Source organism: Christensenella intestinihominis (assembly GCF_001678845.1).
Taxonomy (GTDB): Bacteria; Bacillota; Clostridia; order Christensenellales; family Christensenellaceae; genus Christensenella; species Christensenella intestinihominis.
The window spans coordinates 103,100-125,342 of record NZ_MAIQ01000007.1 but is presented as its reverse complement, the minus strand read 5'-3'; the positions used below and the strand labels follow the sequence as shown (position 1 = coordinate 125,342).

At 48.3% G+C, this 22,243-nt stretch carries 20 protein-coding genes; 4 read left to right on the top strand and 16 right to left on the bottom strand.

The annotated features are described in order from the left end of the window. Positions 1-363 carry an Hpt domain-containing protein gene (locus BBD38_RS10440; RefSeq protein ID WP_066687944.1) on the bottom strand — a complete coding sequence of 121 codons (363 nt, stop codon included), beginning with the start codon at positions 361-363 and terminating at the stop codon, positions 1-3. 186 nt (positions 364-549) lie between these two features. On the opposite strand from BBD38_RS10440, the gene BBD38_RS10435 reads away from it, so the two are divergent. Then, positions 550-1,998 carry a GntR family transcriptional regulator gene (locus BBD38_RS10435; RefSeq protein ID WP_066687942.1) on the top strand — a complete coding sequence of 483 codons (1,449 nt, stop codon included), beginning with the start codon at positions 550-552 and terminating at the stop codon, positions 1,996-1,998. Between the two features lie 6 nt (positions 1,999-2,004). Here the strand turns inward: BBD38_RS10435 and BBD38_RS10430 are convergent, their stop codons facing one another. The 3 genes from BBD38_RS10430 to BBD38_RS10420 all read right to left on the bottom strand — a co-directional run bounded on the left by BBD38_RS10430 (position 2,005) and on the right by BBD38_RS10420 (position 5,381). Further along, positions 2,005-3,330, bottom strand: a complete 1,326-nt coding sequence (locus BBD38_RS10430; protein WP_235829128.1) for an aldo/keto reductase — start codon at positions 3,328-3,330, stop codon at positions 2,005-2,007. A 182-nt stretch (positions 3,331-3,512) separates the two neighbouring features. Then, positions 3,513-3,983 carry a DapH/DapD/GlmU-related protein gene (locus BBD38_RS10425; RefSeq protein ID WP_066688046.1) on the bottom strand — a complete coding sequence of 157 codons (471 nt, stop codon included), beginning with the start codon at positions 3,981-3,983 and terminating at the stop codon, positions 3,513-3,515. Positions 3,984-4,202: 219 nt separating this feature from the next. Then, on the bottom strand, positions 4,203-5,381 hold the full coding sequence (locus BBD38_RS10420) for an iron-containing alcohol dehydrogenase (protein ID WP_066687930.1): 1,179 nt from the start codon (positions 5,379-5,381) through the stop codon (positions 4,203-4,205). A 183-nt stretch (positions 5,382-5,564) separates the two neighbouring features. On the opposite strand from BBD38_RS10420, the gene BBD38_RS10415 reads away from it, so the two are divergent. Continuing rightward, a complete protein-coding gene (locus BBD38_RS10415; RefSeq protein ID WP_066687927.1) occupies positions 5,565-6,455 on the top strand; it encodes a LysR family transcriptional regulator in 891 nt (296 codons plus the stop codon). 122 nt (positions 6,456-6,577) lie between these two features. Here BBD38_RS10415 and BBD38_RS10410 read toward each other — a convergent pair whose 3' ends face one another. The 4 genes from BBD38_RS10410 to BBD38_RS10395 form a co-directional block, all read right to left on the bottom strand. Beyond that, positions 6,578-7,228, bottom strand: coding sequence for a hypothetical protein (locus BBD38_RS10410; protein WP_066687924.1), 651 nt, complete (start codon positions 7,226-7,228; stop codon positions 6,578-6,580). Positions 7,229-7,495: 267 nt separating this feature from the next. After that, a complete protein-coding gene (locus tag BBD38_RS10405; RefSeq protein WP_066687918.1) occupies positions 7,496-9,124 on the bottom strand; it encodes a recombinase family protein in 1,629 nt (542 codons plus the stop codon). After that, positions 9,124-9,342 carry a hypothetical protein gene (locus BBD38_RS10400; protein ID WP_066687915.1) on the bottom strand — a complete coding sequence of 73 codons (219 nt, stop codon included), beginning with the start codon at positions 9,340-9,342 and terminating at the stop codon, positions 9,124-9,126. Before BBD38_RS10400 ends, BBD38_RS10405 begins: the two co-directional genes overlap by 1 nt. Before the next feature lie 211 nt (positions 9,343-9,553). Further along, on the bottom strand, positions 9,554-9,910 hold the full coding sequence (locus BBD38_RS10395) for a hypothetical protein (protein WP_066687912.1): 357 nt from the start codon (positions 9,908-9,910) through the stop codon (positions 9,554-9,556). Positions 9,911-10,029: 119 nt separating this feature from the next. Between BBD38_RS10395 and BBD38_RS10390 the strand changes: the two genes are divergently transcribed. Continuing rightward, on the top strand, positions 10,030-10,278 hold the full coding sequence (locus BBD38_RS10390; RefSeq protein WP_046443908.1) for a helix-turn-helix domain-containing protein: 249 nt from the start codon (positions 10,030-10,032) through the stop codon (positions 10,276-10,278). Positions 10,279-10,281: 3 nt separating this feature from the next. On the opposite strand, the gene BBD38_RS10385 is transcribed toward BBD38_RS10390, so the two are convergent. Together BBD38_RS10385 and BBD38_RS10380 are read right to left on the bottom strand one after the other, a co-directional pair. After that, the gene (locus BBD38_RS10385) at positions 10,282-11,661 is read right to left on the bottom strand and encodes a hypothetical protein (protein ID WP_172807820.1); all 1,380 of its coding nucleotides are present in this window, start codon (positions 11,659-11,661) and stop codon (positions 10,282-10,284) included. A gap of 290 nt (positions 11,662-11,951) precedes the next feature. Beyond that, a complete protein-coding gene (locus tag BBD38_RS10380; protein ID WP_066687908.1) occupies positions 11,952-12,497 on the bottom strand; it encodes a DUF6144 family protein in 546 nt (181 codons plus the stop codon). Between the two features lie 439 nt (positions 12,498-12,936). On the opposite strand from BBD38_RS10380, the gene BBD38_RS10375 reads away from it, so the two are divergent. Continuing rightward, a complete protein-coding gene (locus BBD38_RS10375; RefSeq protein ID WP_066687906.1) occupies positions 12,937-14,421 on the top strand; it encodes an ATP-binding cassette domain-containing protein in 1,485 nt (494 codons plus the stop codon). On the opposite strand, the gene BBD38_RS10370 is transcribed toward BBD38_RS10375, so the two are convergent. The 6 genes from BBD38_RS10370 to BBD38_RS10345 all read right to left on the bottom strand — a co-directional run bounded on the left by BBD38_RS10370 (position 14,366) and on the right by BBD38_RS10345 (position 22,232). After that, on the bottom strand, positions 14,366-15,400 hold the full coding sequence (locus BBD38_RS10370; protein ID WP_082989613.1) for a sensor histidine kinase: 1,035 nt from the start codon (positions 15,398-15,400) through the stop codon (positions 14,366-14,368). The two genes, BBD38_RS10375 and BBD38_RS10370, sit on opposite strands and share 56 nt — an antisense overlap. A 2-nt stretch (positions 15,401-15,402) precedes the next feature. Beyond that, entirely contained in the window at positions 15,403-16,989 is a 1,587-nt protein-coding gene (locus tag BBD38_RS10365) for a response regulator (protein WP_066687900.1), read from the bottom strand. A gap of 65 nt (positions 16,990-17,054) precedes the next feature. Further along, a complete protein-coding gene (locus BBD38_RS10360; protein ID WP_066687898.1) occupies positions 17,055-18,599 on the bottom strand; it encodes a xylulokinase in 1,545 nt (514 codons plus the stop codon). A gap of 27 nt (positions 18,600-18,626) precedes the next feature. After that, entirely contained in the window at positions 18,627-19,661 is a 1,035-nt protein-coding gene (locus BBD38_RS10355; protein ID WP_066687896.1) for a zinc-dependent alcohol dehydrogenase, read from the bottom strand. Between the two features lie 87 nt (positions 19,662-19,748). Beyond that, positions 19,749-20,732, bottom strand: coding sequence for an ABC transporter permease (locus tag BBD38_RS10350; protein WP_066687894.1), 984 nt, complete (start codon positions 20,730-20,732; stop codon positions 19,749-19,751). Between the two features lie 3 nt (positions 20,733-20,735). Next, the gene (locus BBD38_RS10345; protein WP_066687891.1) at positions 20,736-22,232 is read right to left on the bottom strand and encodes a sugar ABC transporter ATP-binding protein; all 1,497 of its coding nucleotides are present in this window, start codon (positions 22,230-22,232) and stop codon (positions 20,736-20,738) included. Positions 22,233-22,243 lie beyond the last annotated feature (11 nt).

Sequence of the window (22,243 nt, the reverse complement as noted above, 5' to 3'; positions counted from 1 at the left end):
TCAAACTCCTTGACCCAAATAATCGCGAACCGCCGCCTCTGTCCGCTCGTAATCCTCCGTTACCTTTTCAAAAAAACGCCGCGTATCCCCATCCGGGCTGCCTGGCCGCAGGTTTTCGGTCAACAGGACACAGGAACGATACAGCGCCGTAAGGCTCAGGTTCATGCAGATTCCTTTCATTGTATGTACCGCGCGAAAGGCAGCCTCATACTGTTCATCCACGATTGCGCCGCGCAATATCTCGAAGCTTTTATCGTTCAAAAACATTTTCAGGAAGCGCTCTACCCGTTCCTCGCTTTTAAACCTGCGCATGATGTCTTCATAATCCGCCCCGATGGCAAAATAACATTCTTTCAGATTCATTTGCGCCTCCTTAATCATATTATACTTAATCACATTATACCTGTCCCGGTCAAATAAAACAATCGCTTTCCAATAAATTCCGACTTATCAGGTCGTGTTTTTTGGAATACCGGGATTTCACCTTAATCTGGAAATTTTGCAGACATATCGGTATAATAAAATAAAAAGCTTGAAAGGCGATACGCCATGTCTTATATAAACAGCCAGGAACAAACCATTTACCGAAGCCTCGCAGGCCAGATTCAGCTTGGGTTTTACGACGACGGGGAACGTTTTCCGTCCGCCCAGGAGGTCGCCCGACGGTATGGCGTTTCCTATTGCCCTGCGCAGCGGGCGCTTAAGGCGCTTGAAAAGGACGGGCTTTTAAGGCTGTGCCGCGGGAAGGAAACCGTCGTCCTCAAAAAACCATATCGGAATTACCTTGAAAGCGGCGTATTCCGCCAGCGTGCCGCCGCGCTCGGCGACCTTTGCAAAACGCTGGAGCTGCTTTCCCCTTCCATTTGCATGGAAGGTCTGCTCCATATGGATTTTTCTTCTTTTGACCAAGCCGAAAACGCCTCCCATCCCGGGAAGCGCCTATACCGTTTATTTGAGCAATCCCTGCGCGCGCTGGGCAGCCGTACGGCCCTGAACCTTTATTACGACGTCGGCTCCTTCATCGAGAGCGCCTTCCTCGATATCCTGTCCGCCTGCTATGGCAAAACCGGGGCGGACGCCCGCCTGCAGGAGATGGCGGATACTTTTGTCCGCAGCCTTGAGGATTGTAAAAACGGCTCCTGCCCCGCTGCAAAAGGGCGGCACGACCGTTTAGGCGGGCAATTTTACAAAGAACTTACCCGGTATCTGGAACAGGTGCCTGCCAGTCCCGCGGAATCCCGGGAGCCTTTCTGCTGGGAGCCCCATAAGGGCCGCCTGCAATACTGTGAAATTATTGCGATCGACCTGATTTGCAAGGTGAACCAGGGAATCTATCCTGTCGGCACCCTTTTTCCCACATGCGGCGCTTTGGCTGATACATACCATGTGGCGGTCATCACCATTCGGCGTACGGTTGCACTGCTCAATAAATTGGGGATTTCCCAAACGCTCAACGGCGTGGGAACGCGAGTCGTCAAAAAAGGGGACGCTTCCCTCGTATATAAATTGAAAGATTTGATGATGGAGGATAACCTCAGGACCTTCCTGGAAGCGCTTCAATTGCTTGCCATCACTTCCGGGCCGGTCCTTCTTGACGTATTCCCCTATTTTTCCCAGGACACCCTCCATACAATCTCTGCCGCCGTCGCCTCGGAAGGGCAGTTGACAGCCATGATCGCAACCATCGGCGCCAGCCTGCAGGCGGTGATCCGTTGCAGCCCGCAGGCCGCCCTGCGTGAAATTTACGAAAAGCTCACATTGCTGCTGCTCAAAGGCAGCGTATTCCGCCTCGATACAACCGGGGAAGAGCCGGTAGCCGGCTGGGAAGGGATTTCCAAGGATTTACAGGAAGCCCTCCGGCAAGGGGACGGCGACCTCTTTGCGGCGACCTTCTCCCGGTTAATCCGGAAAAATTTTACCATGATGAAACAAAATTTACTGAATTTTGGGGTCTCCGGCATTGAGGAAATATCCGATCCGTCGGGCCCTCCGGACTGATTGGTATTAGTACCAATCGTGTTTTTCATTGCGGTCAAGCGCATTGATCCTTTCCATTTCTTCCTCTGTCAACTCAAAGCCAAAGATATCTTGGTTTTCCCGGATATGGTCGGGATTACTGGAACCCGGTATGACGACTACGCCTTTTTGCAGGTTCCATCTGAGGATCACCTGCGCTGAGGTTTTGCCATGCACTTGCGCAATCCCGGAAATGACTTCATCGCCCAGCATCTCTGCCGTATGGCCTCGCCCGCCAAATGGATACCAACCTTCCACGACAATTCCTTTTTCCTGTATGTAGGGAATGATGTCGTTTTCCTGATAGTAAGGATGGATTTCGTTCTGAACGACCGCTGGCATGATCGTGATTTTCGGCAAAAATTCCTCCAGTTCTTCCACATACCAGTTCGAAAGACCGATAGAACGGATTTTCCCGTGTGCTACGGCCTGCTCCATTGCTTTGTAAGCCTCCACATCATTGTCGCCGGGGTGGTGCAGGAGCATTAAATCGATGTATTCCACATCGAGCTTCCCGAGCGCCTCGTCGATGGCTTCCTGCGCATTGGCAAACTGGCTGGGGTACAATTTCGTCGTGACAAAAACTTCCTCCCTCGGAACGCCCGATTCCCGAACCGCCCGCCCCACGCTTTCCTCGTTATGATACATATAAGCCGTATCGATCAGCCTGCCGCCCGCCTCCAGTAATGCTGAAACGGAATTGAAGCATTCCTCGTCCGACAGGCTGTAAGTGCCAAGGCCGACGACCGGCATCTCATATCCGCTATTCAGCAGTACGGTTTTTGTTTTAAAATTGAACGCTCCGCCTTCTTGGGCGCTTTCCTTTTGAAGCTGTAAGCCCCCAATCCAATTATTTATAGTATCCTTTGATGATCCTGCGGCAAACCGTTCGCCCGGCAGCCATGTCGTAGATTCCGGGCAAAGGCCATGCAGGCTGGTATCGCTCGAGCCGATATCGCTGCTGTGCGAAGTGCAGAACGGCACGATGGTTTTGCCGCTGAAATCATAGCTTTCCAAAAACGTGCTGACGATCCTCGGGGCTTGTCCATGCCAAATTGGATAGCCGAGGAATATCGTATCATAATCCTCTATATTTGCAGCAGAACCGGATATTGCCGGTCTGGCACTGGAATTGCTTTGCTCCTGGTTTGCGCGGCTGGATGAATTATTATAATCCAAATCTTCTTGCGTATAGGGCGTTTCGGGCGTTATCTCATAAAGATCGGCGCCCAATATCCCGGCCGCATATTCCGCGATCGTCTTTGTTGTTCCCGTACAAGAAAAATATGCGATCAAAATATTCGTACTTTCCATTTCGATTTCTGGCGGTTGAGCCGTTTCGGAAGGGTTTTCTGTTCGGGGCGGCATTGTTTCTTCCTGATTTGTTGCGATCATTCCCGCATTTGTCTGGTCTATGCTGCAAGATGAAAAACAAAGCAGGATAAACAGCGAAAGACATAACGCTAAATATTTTTTCATTTTTTTAAAGCCCTTTCTTATTTGTCTATATGTGGATCAACAGTCCTTATCGTTTTGGCGGGAACGCCGCCCACGATCGTATTTTTAGGAACGTCGCGGGTTACAACGGCTCCTGCCGCTACAACGGCCCATTCGCCAATGGTAACTCCCTGTAGGATCGTTGCATTGGAACCGATCCACACATGAGAGCCTATTTTGATCGGCGCATAGTGGTTTTTTCGATTTTGCGCCGGATCAAGGTCATGGTTGATCGTTGCAAGCACCACATTATGTCCGACCAACACACCGTCGCCAAGCTCAATTCCACCCTGGTCCTGGAAATGGCACCCGGAATTGATAAAAACATCCCGGCCAATTTTGATGTTTTTTCCAAAATCCGTGTAAAACGGGGGAAATAGTCTGAACGTTTCGTCTATCTTCTTTCCGGTCAGCTTTCCCATGATTACCCTGATCTCCTCCGGCGTGTGATACCGTGTGTTCAGCTCCATGCCAATTTCAATTGCTTCCTGAAAAAGCTCGCTGGCATACCGTTTACATTCCAGATCACAATTTTCATCCTCATAAAAACTATTTATAACATCTTTTACTGTCAAAACGACCTTCCTTTCTGCCGCCCCTTTACGCCATATTCTTTTGCAAGGTTTTCATAAAATTCTCTTTTCAAGACTGATATTTTAACTTTTTTCAAGATATTTTACCCCGCTTTATCAACGATAGGATTTATCAAATATTCCTGCACAGTCTTCGTCCGTCATTTCGCAAGGATTCGCTAAAAACAACCCTCCCATTGTTTCCCGCGCATTTAAAGCCAGCGTCATGGATTCATGCGGTTTGAAGCCGTATTGACTCATTTTCAGGTCATCCACTCCACAAGCTTTTTGAAGCTGTATCAAGGCGGAAATGAAATCTCCAGGTTTGTCGGCTTTCTCAATTCCCATTGCCCGCGCCATCTTGACAAACTGCCCATCGCAGGCGTGTTTCTCAATAAAGAACTCATAAAACGCTTTTGAAATCATAATAAGACCCGCTCCATGCGGAAGATTGGGATGGTAGGCGCTCATGGCATGTTCCATAGAATGTTTCGCTGTTGTACTGGTAAGCTGCATTGCAATTCCGGCTATGGTGCTGCCGTAGGCAATATGTTCCCGCGCTTCCAGGTCGTTTCCATTTGCCACGGCACGGGGAAGATACTTCGCAATATTTTCAATCGCGGAAAGGGCTGCCATTTCGCTCATAATATTGATGCCGCTTGAAATCATAACCTCCGTATTGTGGAACAGCGCGTCAAACCCCTGATATGCGGTATATTTTGCGGGAACGGTTTTCATCAATTCCGGGTCTACGATGGCAAGCGTAGGATAAAGCCGCTCGTCACCGCCAAACCCAATTTTTTCATGGGTATCTGTTTTCGTAATAACGCCCCAATGATTGATTTCTGAAGCTGTCCCCGCAGTCAGTGGAATTGTGACAATAGGTAAAGGCGCGTTCACAAGCGGCTGTTCCTTGCCTGAACCACCGGACACATAATCCCACAGATCACCGGGATTGGTTGCCATTGCCGCTATCGCAATGGCCGAATCCAATACAGCGCCGCCTCCGAGGGCCACAATAAAATCGCAATCATTTTCCCGCGAGAACGCGGCCCCCTCCATCACAACTTCCTTCGATGGATTCTCATGAATATTCGCGCATACAGCATACTCTATACCCGCTTTGCATAGCTGTTCCTGCGTCCGTTCCAACGCGCCCGACAATTTCGCGGATTTTCCGTTTGAAATCAGTAATAGAGCTTTGTTGCCCGGCATGTTTTGAATGCCGAGTTCATTTATTTTTCCAATCCCAAAAATAAGCTTTGTGGGTATAAAAAAGTTAAAATTCATATTCATAAAAATTCCTCCAGATCGTTTATTTAGAAATCAGGACATTAGACAATATATCTGCTTTTGTCTCCTCATGTGTCCAGTATAAGATTCAAAACAATAGATATCAAATACATATATTAAATGGATAGCGATACTTGAAAAGTATGGACTAGGCTGATAAAATATTTTATGAAACGAGGTGTATATATGGATATTCGAGTGTTGCAATATTTCCTTGCAGTTGCGCGGGAAGAAAATATTACGCGGGCAGCAGAAACGCTTCGCATGACGCAGCCGCCTTTATCCAGACAGCTAAAAGAATTGGAGGACGAATTGGGCAGGAAGCTTCTCATTCGCGGGAGCAAAAAGGTCACCTTGACCGAGGACGGGATGCTTCTTCGGAAACGTGCGGAGGAAGTGATTGACTTGATGGAAAAGACAAAAGCGGAAATCAGCTCTTCCGGTGAAAATATCAGCGGCGATGTTTATATTGGCGGCGGGGAAACAGACGCAATCGCCTTCATTGCGCAGGCGGCGAGAAATTTGCAGAGGGAGCATCCTCTGATTCGCTACCGCATTTACAGCGGCGACGCCTCCGACGTTACAGAGCGGCTTGACAAAGGCCTGATCGATTTTGGAATTTTGGTCGAGCCTGTTGATATTGCGAAGTATGATTTTATGCGGTTTCCTGTCAAGGATACATGGGGTGTCCTCATGCGTAAAGACAGCCCCTTGGCAAAGCAGGAATCCGTCCGCGCGGAAGATTTATGGGATAAACCGTTGATTCTATCACATCAAACATCCGACAGCAGCGAGCTGTCTGCATGGTTGAAAAAAGACACATCAAAATTAAATATTGTAGCAACCTATGAATTAATCTATAATGCTTCCCATTTTGTAAAAAAAGGTTTTGGTTATGCAATCGCTTTGGATAAACTGATCGATACAACGGGAAACAATGATCTCTGTTTTAAGCCGCTCCGTCCTGTATTGGAAGCCGGACTGTGTATCGTATGGAAAAAACGTCAGGTATTTTCAAGAGCAGGTAAGAAATTTTTAGAGGAATTACGTGATATCATTATGAAATCCACAATATAGCAGTATTTTCGCCTTACCGCAACCACAAGCGCATAGACTGCTTATAATTTTATGGAAAATTGGTTCATTGATTCCTGTGTGGAGAGTTTGCCAAGCTGTTTGCCGTGAAGCATTCCCGTCTTTCAAGGCCGCCCATACGCTCCGTTTTCCTTTTGATATTTTTCGTAGGCAAGCAAGCCTTCTTCCATATCGAGCACCTCGGCATGGGCCCCGAGATAATCGAGCACATAACAACGGGTAAAATTCTTCCGGGCCACCACTTCGCCCAATTCCCTGTTCGCCAAAGACAGGAACCACGGGAACTGCGCCTTTTTCCTGTCGTACTCCGCCGTCACCAATAAAAGGTTGGCCGTCTTGTAATTGTGGCGTTTGAAGTATTCCTTTTCGTTCTTTTCCCACATTTTCGTAACCAGTAATTCTTTCAGCCGGTCCATATTTTCCTCAAAGCTGGTAATCAGGTGAATCCGTTCCTCCCCGGGGCGGCCATGCTGGAACAAATCCTCAAAATGGGCCTCTATCATCCGGTAAGCGTCCTTATTCCCAAAAATCGTAACGATTTCAAACATATGCGTTCCTTCCGAATCGCGCACAATAAAATCGCCGGGGTCATGCGGCTCGATTTTGCGGTATGTCCTGTGGAGCCGTTCAAAGCATACCAGCAGATGAAACAATTCCACCCTTTTTTTAAAGCGTTCCGCCGCCGACGGCACATTATATTTTGTGACCAGCTTTTTGCACTGCTCGGCTATTTTTTTCTCTTTCGGGATATTCATGCCTTTTACCTTATGCCCGCATCTCCTGCCGTGAAAATAAATTCCGTCCGTTTCCTATAGTGTATCATTTTTTCTGTCCCCGGGACGAATTTTTTTGAAAATCCATTCCGGAAAGATAGCAACAGACCCGGTGCAAATTTTGCAGGCGACGGCTAAAAAGACGATCTCCTTCCGGCTCGGGCGGCATTTTCAGGAGACAAAAAAAGGGCATTCAGGGGCGGCTGCATAAGACAGTATGAGTATTTGAAACGGTATAGCGGTTTTCCGCTATGCCGTTTCTTCGTTTTGGGTGAATGTAGTCGGCGGCAAAATCCCCACAAAGTTATACGCGATCTCAATGTCCTGCGTTCGTTTTCCGCCATTTTTAACAGGTGCATGGACAAATACCTTGTCCACCAGTTCATTGAGGATTGTTGGGGTGAGTTCTTTCAATCGAACATACTTCCTGCACTTCGTCACAAAACGTTGAATGTCCGTCACCTGTTGTTCCTGTTCGTTCAGTTCTGCTTGCAAGGCAACAGTCTTTTCCCGCAACTCTTTTTGCTCTTTCTCATAATCCTGCGAAAGAGTGAAGAACCGTTCATCTGCGAGTTTGCCTGTTACGTTATCCTCATACATTCTCTTGAATAACACGTCCAGTTCATGGGTACGCCTTTGAGATTTTGCGAGTTCCTTTTGTTTCAATGCCGTCGCTTTTTTGTACTCTTTTGCCTGTGAAATGCCCATACACCGTACAAACTGTTGCTCGTAACGCGCAACATAATCCAATACATATTGCAGGTGAAGCAAAACCATTTCTTCCAGTACAACAGCACGGATATAATGTGCCTCGCATTTGTCCATTGCTTTACGGGAAGCGGAGCAGACAAAGAAATCTTGCCGCTTTTCAAACTGATTCGTTGTGCAGTAGTACATCTTGGAACCGCAGTCCGCGCACACCGCTATCCCCGCGAACATATTACTTTTTCCTGTCTTGGTCGGGCGGCGTTTGTGGCGGCGCAATTCCTGTACCTTTTCCCATGTTTCGCGCTCAATGATCGCTTCGTGTGTACCCTCGAATACAAGCTGCTTTTCCTCTGGATTGAATAAAGTCTTTTTACTCTTGTATGACTTTTTGTAAGTCTTAAAGTTCACCATACAGCCTGTATACTCTTTGCGTTCGAGAATGTATGCTACTGTATCGGCCACCCACGCGCAGCGCCCGTTTTCTACCATGACCGGATAACTTCTTCCTTGACTTTGGAAGTATGCGGCGGGAGTTAAAATTTTGCGTTCTGTGAGTATTCGCGCAATCTGTGTCGGGCCGTTTCCGTCCATGCAAAGGCGGTAGATTTTTTTAACCACATTTGCCGCTTCCTCGTCCACAATCCACTTCTTTTTGTCGTTGGGGTCTTTGAAGTAACCGTAGGGCGGATTGGTGCAAAGGTATTCTCCCGCCTGTCCTTTGGATTTCATGACCGCGCGGATTTTCTTGCTTGTGTCTTTGGCGTACCATTCGTTGATGATATTGCGGAACGGTGTAAAATCATTGTCGCCTTTTTCGCTGTCTACGCCGTCGTTGATCGCAATAAACCGCACATTCTTTTCTGGAAAAAGCACCTCCGTATACAGCCCCACTTGCAGATAGTCCCGTCCAAACCGCGACATATCCTTGATGATAACAGTGGACACATTTTCCGCCTTGACCTGTTCCAGCATAGCATTGAAGCCGGGGCGGTCAAAGGTCGTTCCGCTCACGCCGTCGTCTACAAAGAATACGGGATTTTGGAAATGGTTTTCTTTGGCGTATTTTTCCAATATATTCTTTTGGTTTTGTATGCTGTTGCTCTCGCCGTCCAGTTCATCGTCCCGCGACAGGCGGCAATACAAAGCCGTGATATGGTCAGTCTGCTTCATTACAAATCCTCCTTTTCATGCAGGCTGCCAATACAGGATTCAATTTCGTTTTCCATGACGCGATACAGCTTTTGCGTCAATGGTTTTGTACCCTTGTAAATCCCTGTGACCGTGTAAATTGTCGTGCCTTTTTTGATTGATAGATTGATCGCGGGCAGGACAAATGCGGTCGGGTTCTTTACAACGATACTGTTATTTACGATTCGTGTTTTGCTCATGGGTTCCTCTCCGTTTCGTGATAGACTAGAGGGGTTTGGGGATTCTCCCCAACAAGCAATTTTGATTCATGGACGCGTAAGCGGTCATGATTCAAAATATGGAAGTGTCAATACACTTCCTATGCTTGCTGGTAGACCGAATATCCCGTATATGTCCCCTCATTACTAACACAATCCGAAACACCCAAAAAGGAACCTTTTTTAGAAATGTTTATAATTTATTTTGCTTTTTCAATTTACGCAGACGCTTGATTCTCTTGTCCCATTGATTTTTTTCTTCGATCAAAATATCTGTCACGCGATCAACGATCTGCCGACCGCCGATTTCCTGTAATTTCTCACTATATAGTTGGAGCAAAAGACGCTTACCTGTTCGCTCAATGACAGGGTCATCTGTCGATATAAGCATGACAGGTAATAAAGCTTCATATCCATTAAAATGATCTAAGTTGATTTCCAACATAAGATCGCTGTATATGAGATGGTCTTCAAACCGCATTAGGTTTTGGATTCTTTCTAATCCCTCAACATTTTGCTCTAAACATTCCAATACTTTTTTATTTGACATGATTATTTCTCCTTAGATAAAATCAGAGTCCCGTTGGACACCATTATATCATAGAGATAATTATATAATCAAGAAAAAGATGTGTCTAATTAGGCACAATTTTTTAAAGGGGTACTGTTATGAGAAATATGATTCTTCAAAATGTGAGTTTATCTACAAATTTAAAACGGCTGCGGGCTGATTCTGGTTTGTCACAAAGCAAAGTAGTAGCACAAATGAATTTATTAGGGAGTCCTCTTGATCGTCCAGCCTATGCAAAAATAGAACTTGGGAAACGCAATATAAAGGTAACGGATTTGGTTGCGCTCCAGCAAGTCTATAATGTGGATTTTGCGGAGTTCTTTAAGGGGATTAAGCCGCACGAGTAATTGCTATTTTGTTTTTTTAAACAATTTCCACAAAAAATAGAAATTTTCATTTTTGATACACTTGTCACTGTAGCTATCTTTGGCTTTGGTAATTATATCTTTAGCTGTAGAGATTCCTCCAACCATCCCCAAAATACCTATAGCATTCGGAGGCATTATACCGCTGAAAAGACCAATGGAAATACTTGCACCCCAAAACGCAAGATCAAATGCCACTGAACCAAGAAGTGCTTTCTTATTATTTTTTAGGACAAGGTTTATTTTATTTATTTCAGGCATAATAATATCACGCCTAATATCCTTTATTTCTTTTTTGTCACGATTTTGGCCTTGAAGAATTTTGTTTATACTATCTCTATATACTTTAAAAGATTCTCCTTCATCTAAACGCAATTTAACTATGTTCTCAATTTTTACTTCATTTAGAAAAGGAACTTCATGTAATAAACCTTGTGATAGATTTTGAGAGTTTTCTAGGTCTGATGGTAAATGGAGATGGTTAATCATATAAATATCAAAATCCCTATCAGTTAAGTAAGAATAATTTCGTCCTACGCAGGACACATTTTTTTCTAACAAATCTCTAAAAGAATTATTTGTAAGGCTTTCAACGATACCCAATTTTTTAATGAGCTTTTGCGGTAACACAATCGGTTCTTTGTTAGACGGGCGATAATATTTTTTTAAAGGAGAAGGCAAATAGTATTTAAACAGCCAATCCGTTGTTTCATGAAAGCCATATTTTTCCGCACCTTCTATTCTTAAAAATGGATAACCATAGTCGTTACAAAGAGAGCAAGTTATAGAAGCTAGACAATCTTTTCTAATATCCGATTGCAAAGACTCGACTTTGATTCTAAAGTTATCTTCTATATCTAAAATTTTTTCAAGACAATCTTGGCATACGCAAATATATTCTGAAGAAAAACCTACAATATCGGCAATTATCAAAGGTCTCAATTTTTCCAAAAGAAGTATATCTACGTATAAATCCTTTGCTAATTCTTCTGGGTTCATTTCCTCTATTTCCAAATATTTATCAAGAGGAGATTTAATGAGAACTTTATCTGCGTAAAGAGATGAAAAACGAGCTAATTTATCAACATTTTTCATTCTACAATTATAGTGCGAACAAGGAAACGGCTCGCCGGAGAAAGTCGAATTTACATAAAAATTAAAAAAAGAAGATTGGTTGTTTTCTTTGCTTTCTGGTTTGATTCGTTGATAAAGTCCTTTAAAGAATTCAAATAATTTATCTTCCTTCCATAACAATAATGGATTATCATTAGGGTCTAAATATTTTATATACTCATCAATATAATCAAATAATTCTAAATTCTTCAATTTATTTTCCTCGCCATTGATAATAAATGACCTTTCCATAAATTATACTACAATATAAAGTAAATTAAAACAGCTTAGACAAGTTGTTTTGTTACTATTTAGAGCACTTTTTAGCCCTTAACCATGCGGGTTTCAGAGGGCAATTTTAGGAAGGTAAGGTGTTTGTACCTAAAACGCCAAAAACAGGGTCTAAATGTCGACGCAGCAAAAAGACCAATGAGTTAGATTCTGCTCATTGGTCTTTTTATGCCAATCCTGTTTTGACAGCTATTCTTTTAATTTTCTGTCTTATGGATAACGCCCTTCCTGCCCTTTTTTATCTTATGCGTCTACTTTTCCCATATAGGAGATAGCGGCGTGATCTTCATCAGGCACATATCGTCTCCTGCCTTAATGCTTTTCAGCAAATCGACCTTGACCCCGCATCCCCAAACATCCTCGAAAAGCTTTTTGCTGTATCCCATTGTGCAATAACACCAGGTCTTCGTATCGAGCCTGGAAACGCCCGACAGCATCGGGCACGGGCAAAAGGGGAAGCTCAGGAACAATTCGCCGTCCTGCGTAAAAAGCCCGGCCTTGCGCGCTTTTTCGCTTCCCGCAAATTCTTCCATACTGTTTGCGGAGGCATACAACTCCTCTACCAGTTCCCTTTTTTCATCCATACCATAACCGCATTGGCATTTCATGCGCAGCCGTACCAGCGTTTCTTTATCATATGCCGCTTCCAGCCTTTGCATGGTTTCCTTTACCCACGCGGCGTCTTCCCTCGGTTCCGTATCGCTGCCGTACACAATTTCTTTTGCGATTTCCCGGCCGCTTATGGCGCTTACATTTTCAAAGATCACTTTTTCCTGTATTTTCCTGATATCAAACATTATTTTACCTCTCTTTTGTGTCCATCCGAACAGGCACGCTGAAAAACACGCAAATAATCCGCGTGGAAAATTCACATGCAGGCTATGCCCGCTTATATTCCATCGTTGCTCAGCAAAAGATCGGGTCCAGCATAAATAATGTCCTTTCCAATAGAATTAGTTTCCAGTTTACCACTCGGGCACGGGACCGTCAAGGAACTGTACCTCATGCCGGAAAAAAATTCCACAATGCCTGCGCGCCTTACGCGCGGCTGCGGATTCATTTTCCTTTCCCTATTGACCGGCGGAAGAGGTCGGCCCTATAATAAAAGTAACCGTTCCTGTCAGCCGTTACCGGGCCAGCTATTTGGAAATGAATGAACCTGTCCGGTAGACTGTTGATCGTTTCCCCGTATAGTTCACAGCAGGGGAATTTAGTCTTGAAACAAGGATGCGTTGAATGAAAAAAGAAATTTTACGCTTTGAGGATATAACCTATAAACGCGGGACCAGCCTGTACCTGAAAAAGGTATCCCTCAGCCTTTATGAGGGTGAACTTTTGAGCATCATGGGGCTGAGCAATTCCGGAATTGATATTTTCCCGGGGATACTTTCAGGGGAAACGGCCCCGGATGAAGGCCGGCTTTATATAGACGGCCAGCCTGCCGTGCCCGGTTCCATAACCCGGTTCCAGCAGGACCACCATATCTATTGCTTGAATTCTTCGTGCACGTTGTTTCCCAAATTTACAATTGCGGAAAATTTTGCCGCGATCAGGAAAACCACCCCTTCCTCTTTTTTCGTAAACAGGAAAAAAGCGGGTCTCCACACGCAGGGCTATTTGGACTTTGCCGGGCTTCCGCTCGACGCATCCGCACCCGCGGCCTGTCTTTCGCAGTCCCAGTCCCATCTTGTCCAAATCATGAAATTTGTTTCATGGGGGGCCCGGGTCATTATCCTCGACCGGATCGCCGCGCTTTACAGCGTTCACGATTTCGTAGCCCTCCTGCAGCTGGTCCGCAAGCTGAAACATATTTCCTTTATTTACATCGGAACCCAGCCCGACCTGATTGCAGAGCTTTCCGACCGCATCCAGGTCCTTCGCGGCGGAAGCACGGCCGGAGTCCTCCACCACGACGTTTACAGCGGGAACCTCCTGCTCTCCATGATGACCAAAAACCAGCCGCATGAAACACCCGGGCATGTGCGCCTGCAGCCGGGCGGGAAAGCCGTGCTCGAGCTCGACCGGGTTCCGGTCGGTGAAGCATTCCTGTCTGCCAAGGTGCACGACGGCGAAATTTTAGGAATCGTTGATTCAAATAATTCCTTTTCCCGGCTGGAACAAATGCTGTTCCCGGCGCGGCGGGCCAATGCCCCCCTGAAAGTGAACGGCCAGCCGGTGTCTTCACTGGAAAAGGCCGTCTCGCACGGGTTGGCGTTTGTCAACGGCGCAGCCGTTTCCTCGAGTTATATCGGCAGCTTTACGTTGCAGGAAAACCTTTCCTTCCAGCTTTTGAACAAATCCTTCCGCAGTGTGAAAAAGCGTATATCGGACCATATTTACGATTCCTGCATCCAGTCCTTTTCCAGCGCGGAGCTTGATTCCCGCGGCCAATCGTTTGACTTGAAAACATTATTGTTCCGCTGCCTGTATGCACGGCCCACGGCCATAATTATCAATCATATCACGGCGTTGCTCGACCCGGTCCAGGCCGGGGAAATCCTTTCCGTCGTACACAAAATTGCCTCCGATGGAATCGGCATTCTCCTTGTCACATCGGATATCTTTAATTGCTATAACCTGTGCAGCCGTATTTTATGCCCCACCCGGCAAATGGAGTTTGTCGAATTCGACACCTCCGTTACTTCCTACCAGGAGCTCCTGCAATTTATTTATCTTCAGGATTCTGCAGAAACGTCTGCTCCCGGGGCTTATCTTTTTTAAAAGGCAGCCTCAGCTCCACATCCGTTCCTTCCCCCAGTGTGCTGAACACGCGGATTCCGTATTCTTCCCCGTAAAGGAGCCGTATCCGGTCGTTTACATTTTTGAGGGCAATCCCCTTTCCCTTCCGGTTTTGGTCCTGGCCCGCGGAAAGGTGTATTGGCTCGTCCATGGAAGCATTGATTTTTTCCACCTGTTCGTCTTCCATCCCGATTCCATTGTCCGTAACGTTAATGAGCATCCGCTCCCCGGTAAGCGTCACGCGGAGGATAATCCGTCCCTTTCCCTCCTTCATTTCAAGGCCGTGGTAGATCGCATTTTCAATGATGGGCTGGACCGTCATCTTGGGCAAATAGCCCTGCAGGGCCTCCTCGCCGTCGGGAATAATTTTTTGGAGCGAAATTTTTTCCCCAAAGCGGAATTGCTGTATGAGCATGTAATTATCCGTATTTTTAAGTTCGTCCGTCAATTGCACAATGCTGCCCTTGCGTCCGATGCTATAGCGAAAAAACGCGGACAGCGCTTCCGTCATTTTTGCTATTTTATCCGCCCTGTCAAGGACCGCCTGTCCCCGGATCGATTCGAGCGTATTATAAAGGAAATGCGGGTTAATCTGGCTTTGCAGGCTGTCGAGCTCCGCCTGTTTTTTATAAATAAGCGCCGCATATTCGCGCTCCGACAGCTCCTTAAGAGAATCCAGCCGCAGCGCCTCGTACGCATAGGAAATATGCTTCGAGCGTTTTACCTCTTCCGTGGAAAGGCCCTTTTTTTCTATATCCCGCAGGGGTAAATAGACATAACGGAACACGAAATAAAGCGCAATTGCCACCGCCGCAAGGACTCCGCCCTTTACCAGCGGCAAGTAAGGCGCCGGCCCAAAATAGGGAATCACAAAAAAAAATGCCACAGCACATACGGTAACCGCCCCGGCAATGCTAAGGTATTTGCTGATACATTTCTTCTTTTTCACGTCTGTATTCATCCTTACCTCCCGTGGAGTTTTTTATACTCCGAGGCCGTAACGCCAACCACCTTTTTAAACAATTTGCTGAAATATTTCTGGTCCCGGTAACCGATCTTTTCGGCCAGCTCGGAAATGTTGCAATTTCTGTCCCGCAGCATCTTTTTCGCAATTTCCATGCGGTATCCAAGCAGGTAATCGACAAACCCGACGCCCTCCTGCTGTTTAAAAACCGTACTGAAATACGTCGGGCTGATGTGCAGGCACCTTGCCACGTCCTCGAGGGAAATGCTGTCGGAATAGTGCTCCTGCACATATTGCTTCGCTTCCCTGATGTACCAGTGCTCCCCCGCCTGTATCATTTCGTTGTAATCCGCCAGGTAGGAAATAACCGTCTCCCTCGTCGTATCATACATCTCCCGCTTTGTTTTCCGGCTGGCCAGCCGCCTTAAAAGGTCTTCCTTTTTGCAGGGCACGTCCTCCTCCCCATACAGGCTGACCAGGCCGGCGTGGAACTGGCCGAGCAGCGCCCTCATTGTCAGGTAAAGCTCCGCCGCCGGTTTTGCCATCGCTTTGCTTTTGATTCCATCCATATATTTTTCAACGCCTTCCACATTTGCAAGCCCCGCCAGATTCAAAAATTCCAGCAGCTGCGCGTTGTTCAGAAATACGGAATATTTCGCGCGCTCCTTCGGATAGATAACCTGGTCGACTCCCTCGTCGATCCGCCGGGCGGCCGAAATTTCCGCTTCGCGTACCATTTCCCCGTCCAGCGAAGCACGGGGGCGCGACATCCCCACCGTTACGTTGACATATACATAGAGGTCTTGCACCAGCTCCAGCCCGGTTATTTCGATCCCCTTCATAACCGCCGCCATATCCGTCCCGGCCGCCAGGCAAAAAAGCGCGCCGCCGTCCTGCTGCACAATGCATTCACAGTCTTCGCCTGCCAGCCGCTCCTTCAGCTTGCTTTCCGCCTGGTGCAGCAAATGGCCCATATGCTCGTCCGTATTCATCAGTTTCCCGTCAAGACGGACAATAAAAAAAAGGAAACGCCCATCGTCCCGCAGCCGAAGCATATATTTCTGGTTCAGCTGGGAAATGGCCATCGCTTGTATTTGTTTTGGATTGGTACGGAATGCATTCAAAAAATCGTCCTGGATTTTTCGTTTGCTCTTTTCCAGTTCCATCTGGATTTGCTTCTGCCGTTCGATCTGCCCGTATTGTTCCGCATATTTATTTTTGATATCCGCAAGTATGCCGTTTAATTCGTCTTCATTGATCGGCTTGACCAAAAAATAATTGACCCCATACTGGATCGCCGAATGCGCGTATTCAAATTCCTTATGGCCGCTGATGGCGACAAATTCACATTTCCTGTTTTCCTTTTGGCAAAGCCGGATCAGTTCAAGCCCGTCCTTCCCGGGCATCCTGATGTCCGTGAGGACAATATCCGGCTCCTGTTCGCATATCATCCGGTATGCCGAATTCCCGTCATAGGCATTACCGATCGAAACCAGGCCAATGCCTTCCCAGTCAATCATATCCTGAATCAACACACAAACGAGCTGCTCGTCATCCGCAACAAGAACCTTCAGCCTTTTGTCCACTCCAAACGCCTCACTTTCTACCGCCTATTCAATTATAACATCCGGGACAATAAACGAATAGAATTTCATGTTTCCGCCACACCCCTGTGCGTGCTGTCCTGGATTTCTTTCAGCCGCGCAAAGGGAGCCTGGGCCATATCGTGCAGATTACAGAAAACGGCATACAGGTCTTCATAGAGCCCCCTGTTTGCCGGGTTGGGCAGGTATTCCCTGTCAACCGCAAACACCTGCCCGAGCGCACGCTCCGGGCTTTCGTAAATTCCGGCGCCCACCCCGCCCATCAGGGCCACGCCTAAAACGCTGCCTTCGTCCGCTTTTAACGTATAAAGGGGCTTCCCGTAAATATCCGCTTTAATCTGGTTCCAAAGCGCTCCCCGCGCGCCGCCCGACACATGGTATATCTTCTTGACCGCGATTCCGCTGTCCTCAAAAATGTCGATCGTGCGCTTCAGGTCGAAAGCAACGCCTTCGAGGAACGCGCGGACCATTTGCCCGACGTCGGAGCCGAGGTGCAGCCCGAAAAACACGCCCCGCGAATCCGGCGTTCCGGCCGACCTCTCCCCCAGGAGGTAAGGAAGGTAGACCAGCCCGTCCGCCCCCGCCGGAACCTTTTCCGCCATGCCGGATAAATAGTCATATGGGTTGACCCCCGTTTTTCCCGCCTGCGCGGCCTCTGCCTTGGCAATTGTATCGCGTACCCAGCGAAATCCGGCCCCGGCGGCGTCCAGCACGCCATAGTGCGTCCATCCGCCGGATACGTTTTTCAGTTCCAGCAGCCGCCTGTGGAACAAAGGGCGGCCGGAGGCGCAGCAAATCGTAGAAGCCGTTGCGGTCGAATCAATCACAAGCCCGCTTTCATTAAGGCCGGATGCAAACATCGACGCCAGAAAATCCCCGCTGCCGCAGACCACCTTCGTCTTCGTGCCAAGGCCGGTTTCGCGCGCCGCCTTTGCGGAAACCGTTCCGATCACCTCGAACGACCCGGCAATTTCGGGCAGCTTGCTTTTTTCAATTCCCATCAGCGCAAGCGCCGCATCAGACCATTCGCCCGTCTGCCAGTCCATCGCATAGGTTCCCGAGGCTTCCGTCGGGTCCGTATAAAATTCCCCGGTCAGGCAGCAGTTAATGTAATCCTTGGGCGCGAGGAACCGGTATGTTTTTTCATAAAGGCCCGGATTGTTTTCCCGGACCCACTTGATCTTAAATCCCATCCATGTCGTGGAGGGAAGGTTCCCGGTAATTGCATAACACTGGTCGGCCGCCGCCGCTTCCATCGCTTCCACAATCCCGGCGGCCCTTTTATCGCAGTAAAGCTGCACGTCTCCCGACAGGAGGTTCCCGTTTTTATCTACGGGCACCGGCCCGTGCATATGGGCGCAACAGCCAACCGATACGATATCGGCTGGCTGCACGCTGCTTTCCCGGATAACGGCCCGGATGCTTTCCGTGACAATCGGCCACCACTTTCCGGCATCCTGGCTGGTCCACGACGGATGGTCGATCCGCACATATTGCTCCGTCGTTTTTGCGCAAATGTTTTTCCCCGTTTCATCAAACAAGCAGGCGCGGATCGATTGTGTCCCAATGTCAATCCCCAGCATGTATTTCATTTCAATTCCCCCCGCCGTTCCGTCCTTTTACGAGGAATGGCTTACGTTCAAAATTACCTTTTGTACGTCGTTTTTATGATCGTCAATATATTGGTACGCTTCCGCCGTTTCCAGAAGGTCGAATTGCTTTGAAATCAGCGCGTCGAGGTTGACCTTTTTCTCCCCGGCCAGGCGGAGCGCGTCGGCGTAGTCCTCATGCAGGTACATAAGCGTGCCCACAAGCGAATATTCCCGGTCCTGCACGTTGGCCATTTCCACGTTCGCTTTTCCGCCGTAAACCGCCACGATAACAATGGTAATCCCCTTGCGTGCAATATCGAGCACCTCGTTCAGCGCGTTTTCATTCGCGCTGCATTCAAACACCACGTCCGCGCCGTCCGGCCCGAATTTTTGAAGCATTTCTTCCCTGAGGTTTTTTTCGCCCACATTAACAGGATAATCGATTCCGCACTCTTTTGCCATATTAAGTTTATATTCGGAAACATCGGTAATCATTACCGCCGCCGCGCCCATCCCCTTCGCGCTTTGCGCAACAAGGTTCCCGATGGTGCCCGCGCCGATCACCAGCACTTTTTTCCCGGATACGTCGGCGCACCCGCGCTTCACGGCGTGAACGCCCACCGCCAGCGGCTCTACCAGCGTTCCCGCCGCATAGCCGAGGTTATCCGGCAGGCGGTATAAAAGGCCCGCGTCCACCGCGTAATATTCCGAACTCGCACCCGTATCCTGGCATCCCAGCACTTCAAGGTGGTTGCAAATATTGTATTTCCCCGTCCTGCACTGCAGGCATTCCCCGCAAATTTTTTGCGGCCTGTAAATCACCCTGTCGCCGACGGCAACGCCGGAAACATCCTTTCCGGTTTCAACTACCTCTCCCGTGGCTTCGTGGCCCAGCACGATGGGAAAGGACATAAACGGATGCTTCCCGTGCACCGCATGGATATCGGAGCCGCATATCCCGACCGCCTCCACCCGGATCAACGCCTCATGGGCGGCTGGCATGGGCTTTTCAACTTTCTTTTCCCGAAACTCTTTGATTCCTGTCAATTCAACTTGCTTCATTCTTTTTTCCTCCGTGGTATATCCCGGGTCTCCCGCCGCAAGGCAGGAAATCCCCCGCTGTTTATATTCTTTATTTTCCGCGTCCCGTCAAACGCCCTGTTCCTTCCTGCCTGCCGTAAACGCCTGCAGGAGGACGGAGCCTATGATAATCAGGCCTTTAATTACATCCTGCGGGTAAGAGGGAACGGCCAGCAGGTTCATAATGTTGCTGATTAAGGCGAGCACGAGAACGCCGACAACCGTCTTGATGCAGGAGCCTTCGCCGCCGGAAAGGCTCGCGCCGCCGATCACGCAGGCCGCAATCGCGTCAAGCTCCAGTCCTTCGCCAATGATCGGCGTGCCGATCGCCGTCCTCGACGCCGCAATGATTCCGCTCAGCGCCGCGCACAGCCCCGACAGCGCATAAACCGCCGTTTTGTGCTTTTTCACGGAAATTCCCGCGAGCCTTACCGCCGTTTCGTTGCTGCCGATTGCGATTACGATTCGCCCAAACGAGGTATACCGCTGCAAAAGTGCAAAAATGACGACGACGATAATTGTAAGCACAACCAGGATCGGGAAGGTCCCGCCGATTGTTCCCACGCCGAGGAGGCCGATGGAATTTTCGGGGGTTTTAACGGGCTGCCCGTTCGATATCATAAACGCAAGGCCGCGCGCAATGGTCATCATGGCGAGCGAGGCGATGAACGGGGCCATTTTTGCATATGCCGTCAAAATTCCGGTAATCGCCCCGAGCCCCAGCCCGAACAGCAGCGGGATAAGGATTGCAAGCGGCATATCCCACCCCTGCGTGGTCAGCACCCAGCCCACCATTACGCTCCCCAGCGCCTGGATAGAGCCTACCGAAAGGTCGATCCCGCCGGTCAGGATAACAAGCAGCATGCCCATGCATACGATAATCGTCCCGGAATACTGGCGGCCGATGTTAATCCAGTTGTCCACCGTGAAAAAGTCGGTTGAAATGCTCGTGCAGATGATAATCAGTACGAGCAGCATAATGTAAGTATTATATTTAATCAGGAAATTGCCAAATCCCGATTTGCCTTTTACTGGTATTGAAGTCTCTTTCATTGTTTAGCCTCCCATTGCAAAATGAATCAAATTGTTTTCCGTAATTTCTTCCTTCTCCAACTCGCCGACAATCTTTCCCTGCCTCATAACGATAACGCGGTCGCACATCCCGATAATTTCTTCCATTTCCGAGGAAATAATGATGACCGCGATTCCCTGCGCCGCAAGGTCGTTGATATTCTTATAAATTTCAACCTTTGCGCCAACGTCCACGCCGCGCGTCGGTTCGTCGAGGATAATGCATTCGCAGTCTGCCGCCAGCCATTTCGCGAGGGAGACTTTCTGCTGGTTCCCGCCGGAAAGCGAGGAAACCGGGTCTTCAAGCGAATCATATTTTGTCTGCAGCTGTTCCAGTATTTCGCCTGCCTTTTTCTTGTCCTTTGCATCGCTGATCCAGCCCGGGAACTGCTCGATCTTTTTCAGGGAAGACATCGTCGTGTTAATGCGGATCGACTGGCTTAAAATCACGCCCTGCTGCTTCCTGTCCTCGGGCAGCAGGCCAAGCTTGCTGTGAACGGCCTGCTTCGGGTTTTTAAACGTTTTCTTTTTCCCGCTTAAAACGATGCTTCCCGCCTCCATTTTTTCCGCCCCGAAAATAGCGCGCATGGTTTCGGTCCTTCCCGCCCCGACAAGTCCGCTGAAGCCGAGCACCTCGCCCTTGCGCACCGCAAACGATACGTCCTGCACCATCGGCCCCGAGGTCAGGTGGGAAACCTCCATAACGACCTCCCCTATCTTCGCGTTCCGCTTGGGGAACAACGTCGACAACTCCCGTCCGACCATTGAACTGATCAGCGCCTGTTTGTCTATCTGATCGGCGTCCACGGTCTGCACAACCGCGCCGTCCTTCATTACCGTAATTTTGTCGCACAGCTCGAACACCTCGTCCAGGCGGTGCGAAATGTAAATGATGCTGACTCCTTCGTCCTTCAGCCTGCGTACAAGCTCGAAAAGCTTTTCAATTTCACTGAACGTTAATACGGCGGTCGGCTCGTCCAGCACCAAAACCTTGGTATTATCGTTCATCAGGTTTTTACTGATTTCCACAATCTGCTGGTAGGCGACGGGCAGCTCGGAAACCCGCACGTTGGGGTCGATATTATCAAACCCAAGCCGTTTGAGGATTTCGTGCGCTTTATCCCGCAGGTTTTTCCATTTGATAAATTTTCCGCCCTGCGTTAATTTATCGATAAAAATATTTTCAGCAACCGTCAAATGCGGTGCCAGCATAAATTCCTGGTAAATTGTGGAAATCCCGCATTTCTTTCCCTCATGCGGCGAATTGATATTTTCTTCTTTTCCACTGATTTTTATAATTCCGTTATCCTTTTGGACCGCCCCCGAGAGCACCTTCATCAGGGTCGATTTTCCCGCCCCGTTTTCCCCGACAAGCGCGTGTATGGTTCCTTTTCCTACCCGGAAATCAATGTTTTTCAGCGCGTGCACGCCTCCGAAGTGTTTATCGATATTCAGCATTTCAATCTGGTATACTTCATCCATCTTCATTCTCT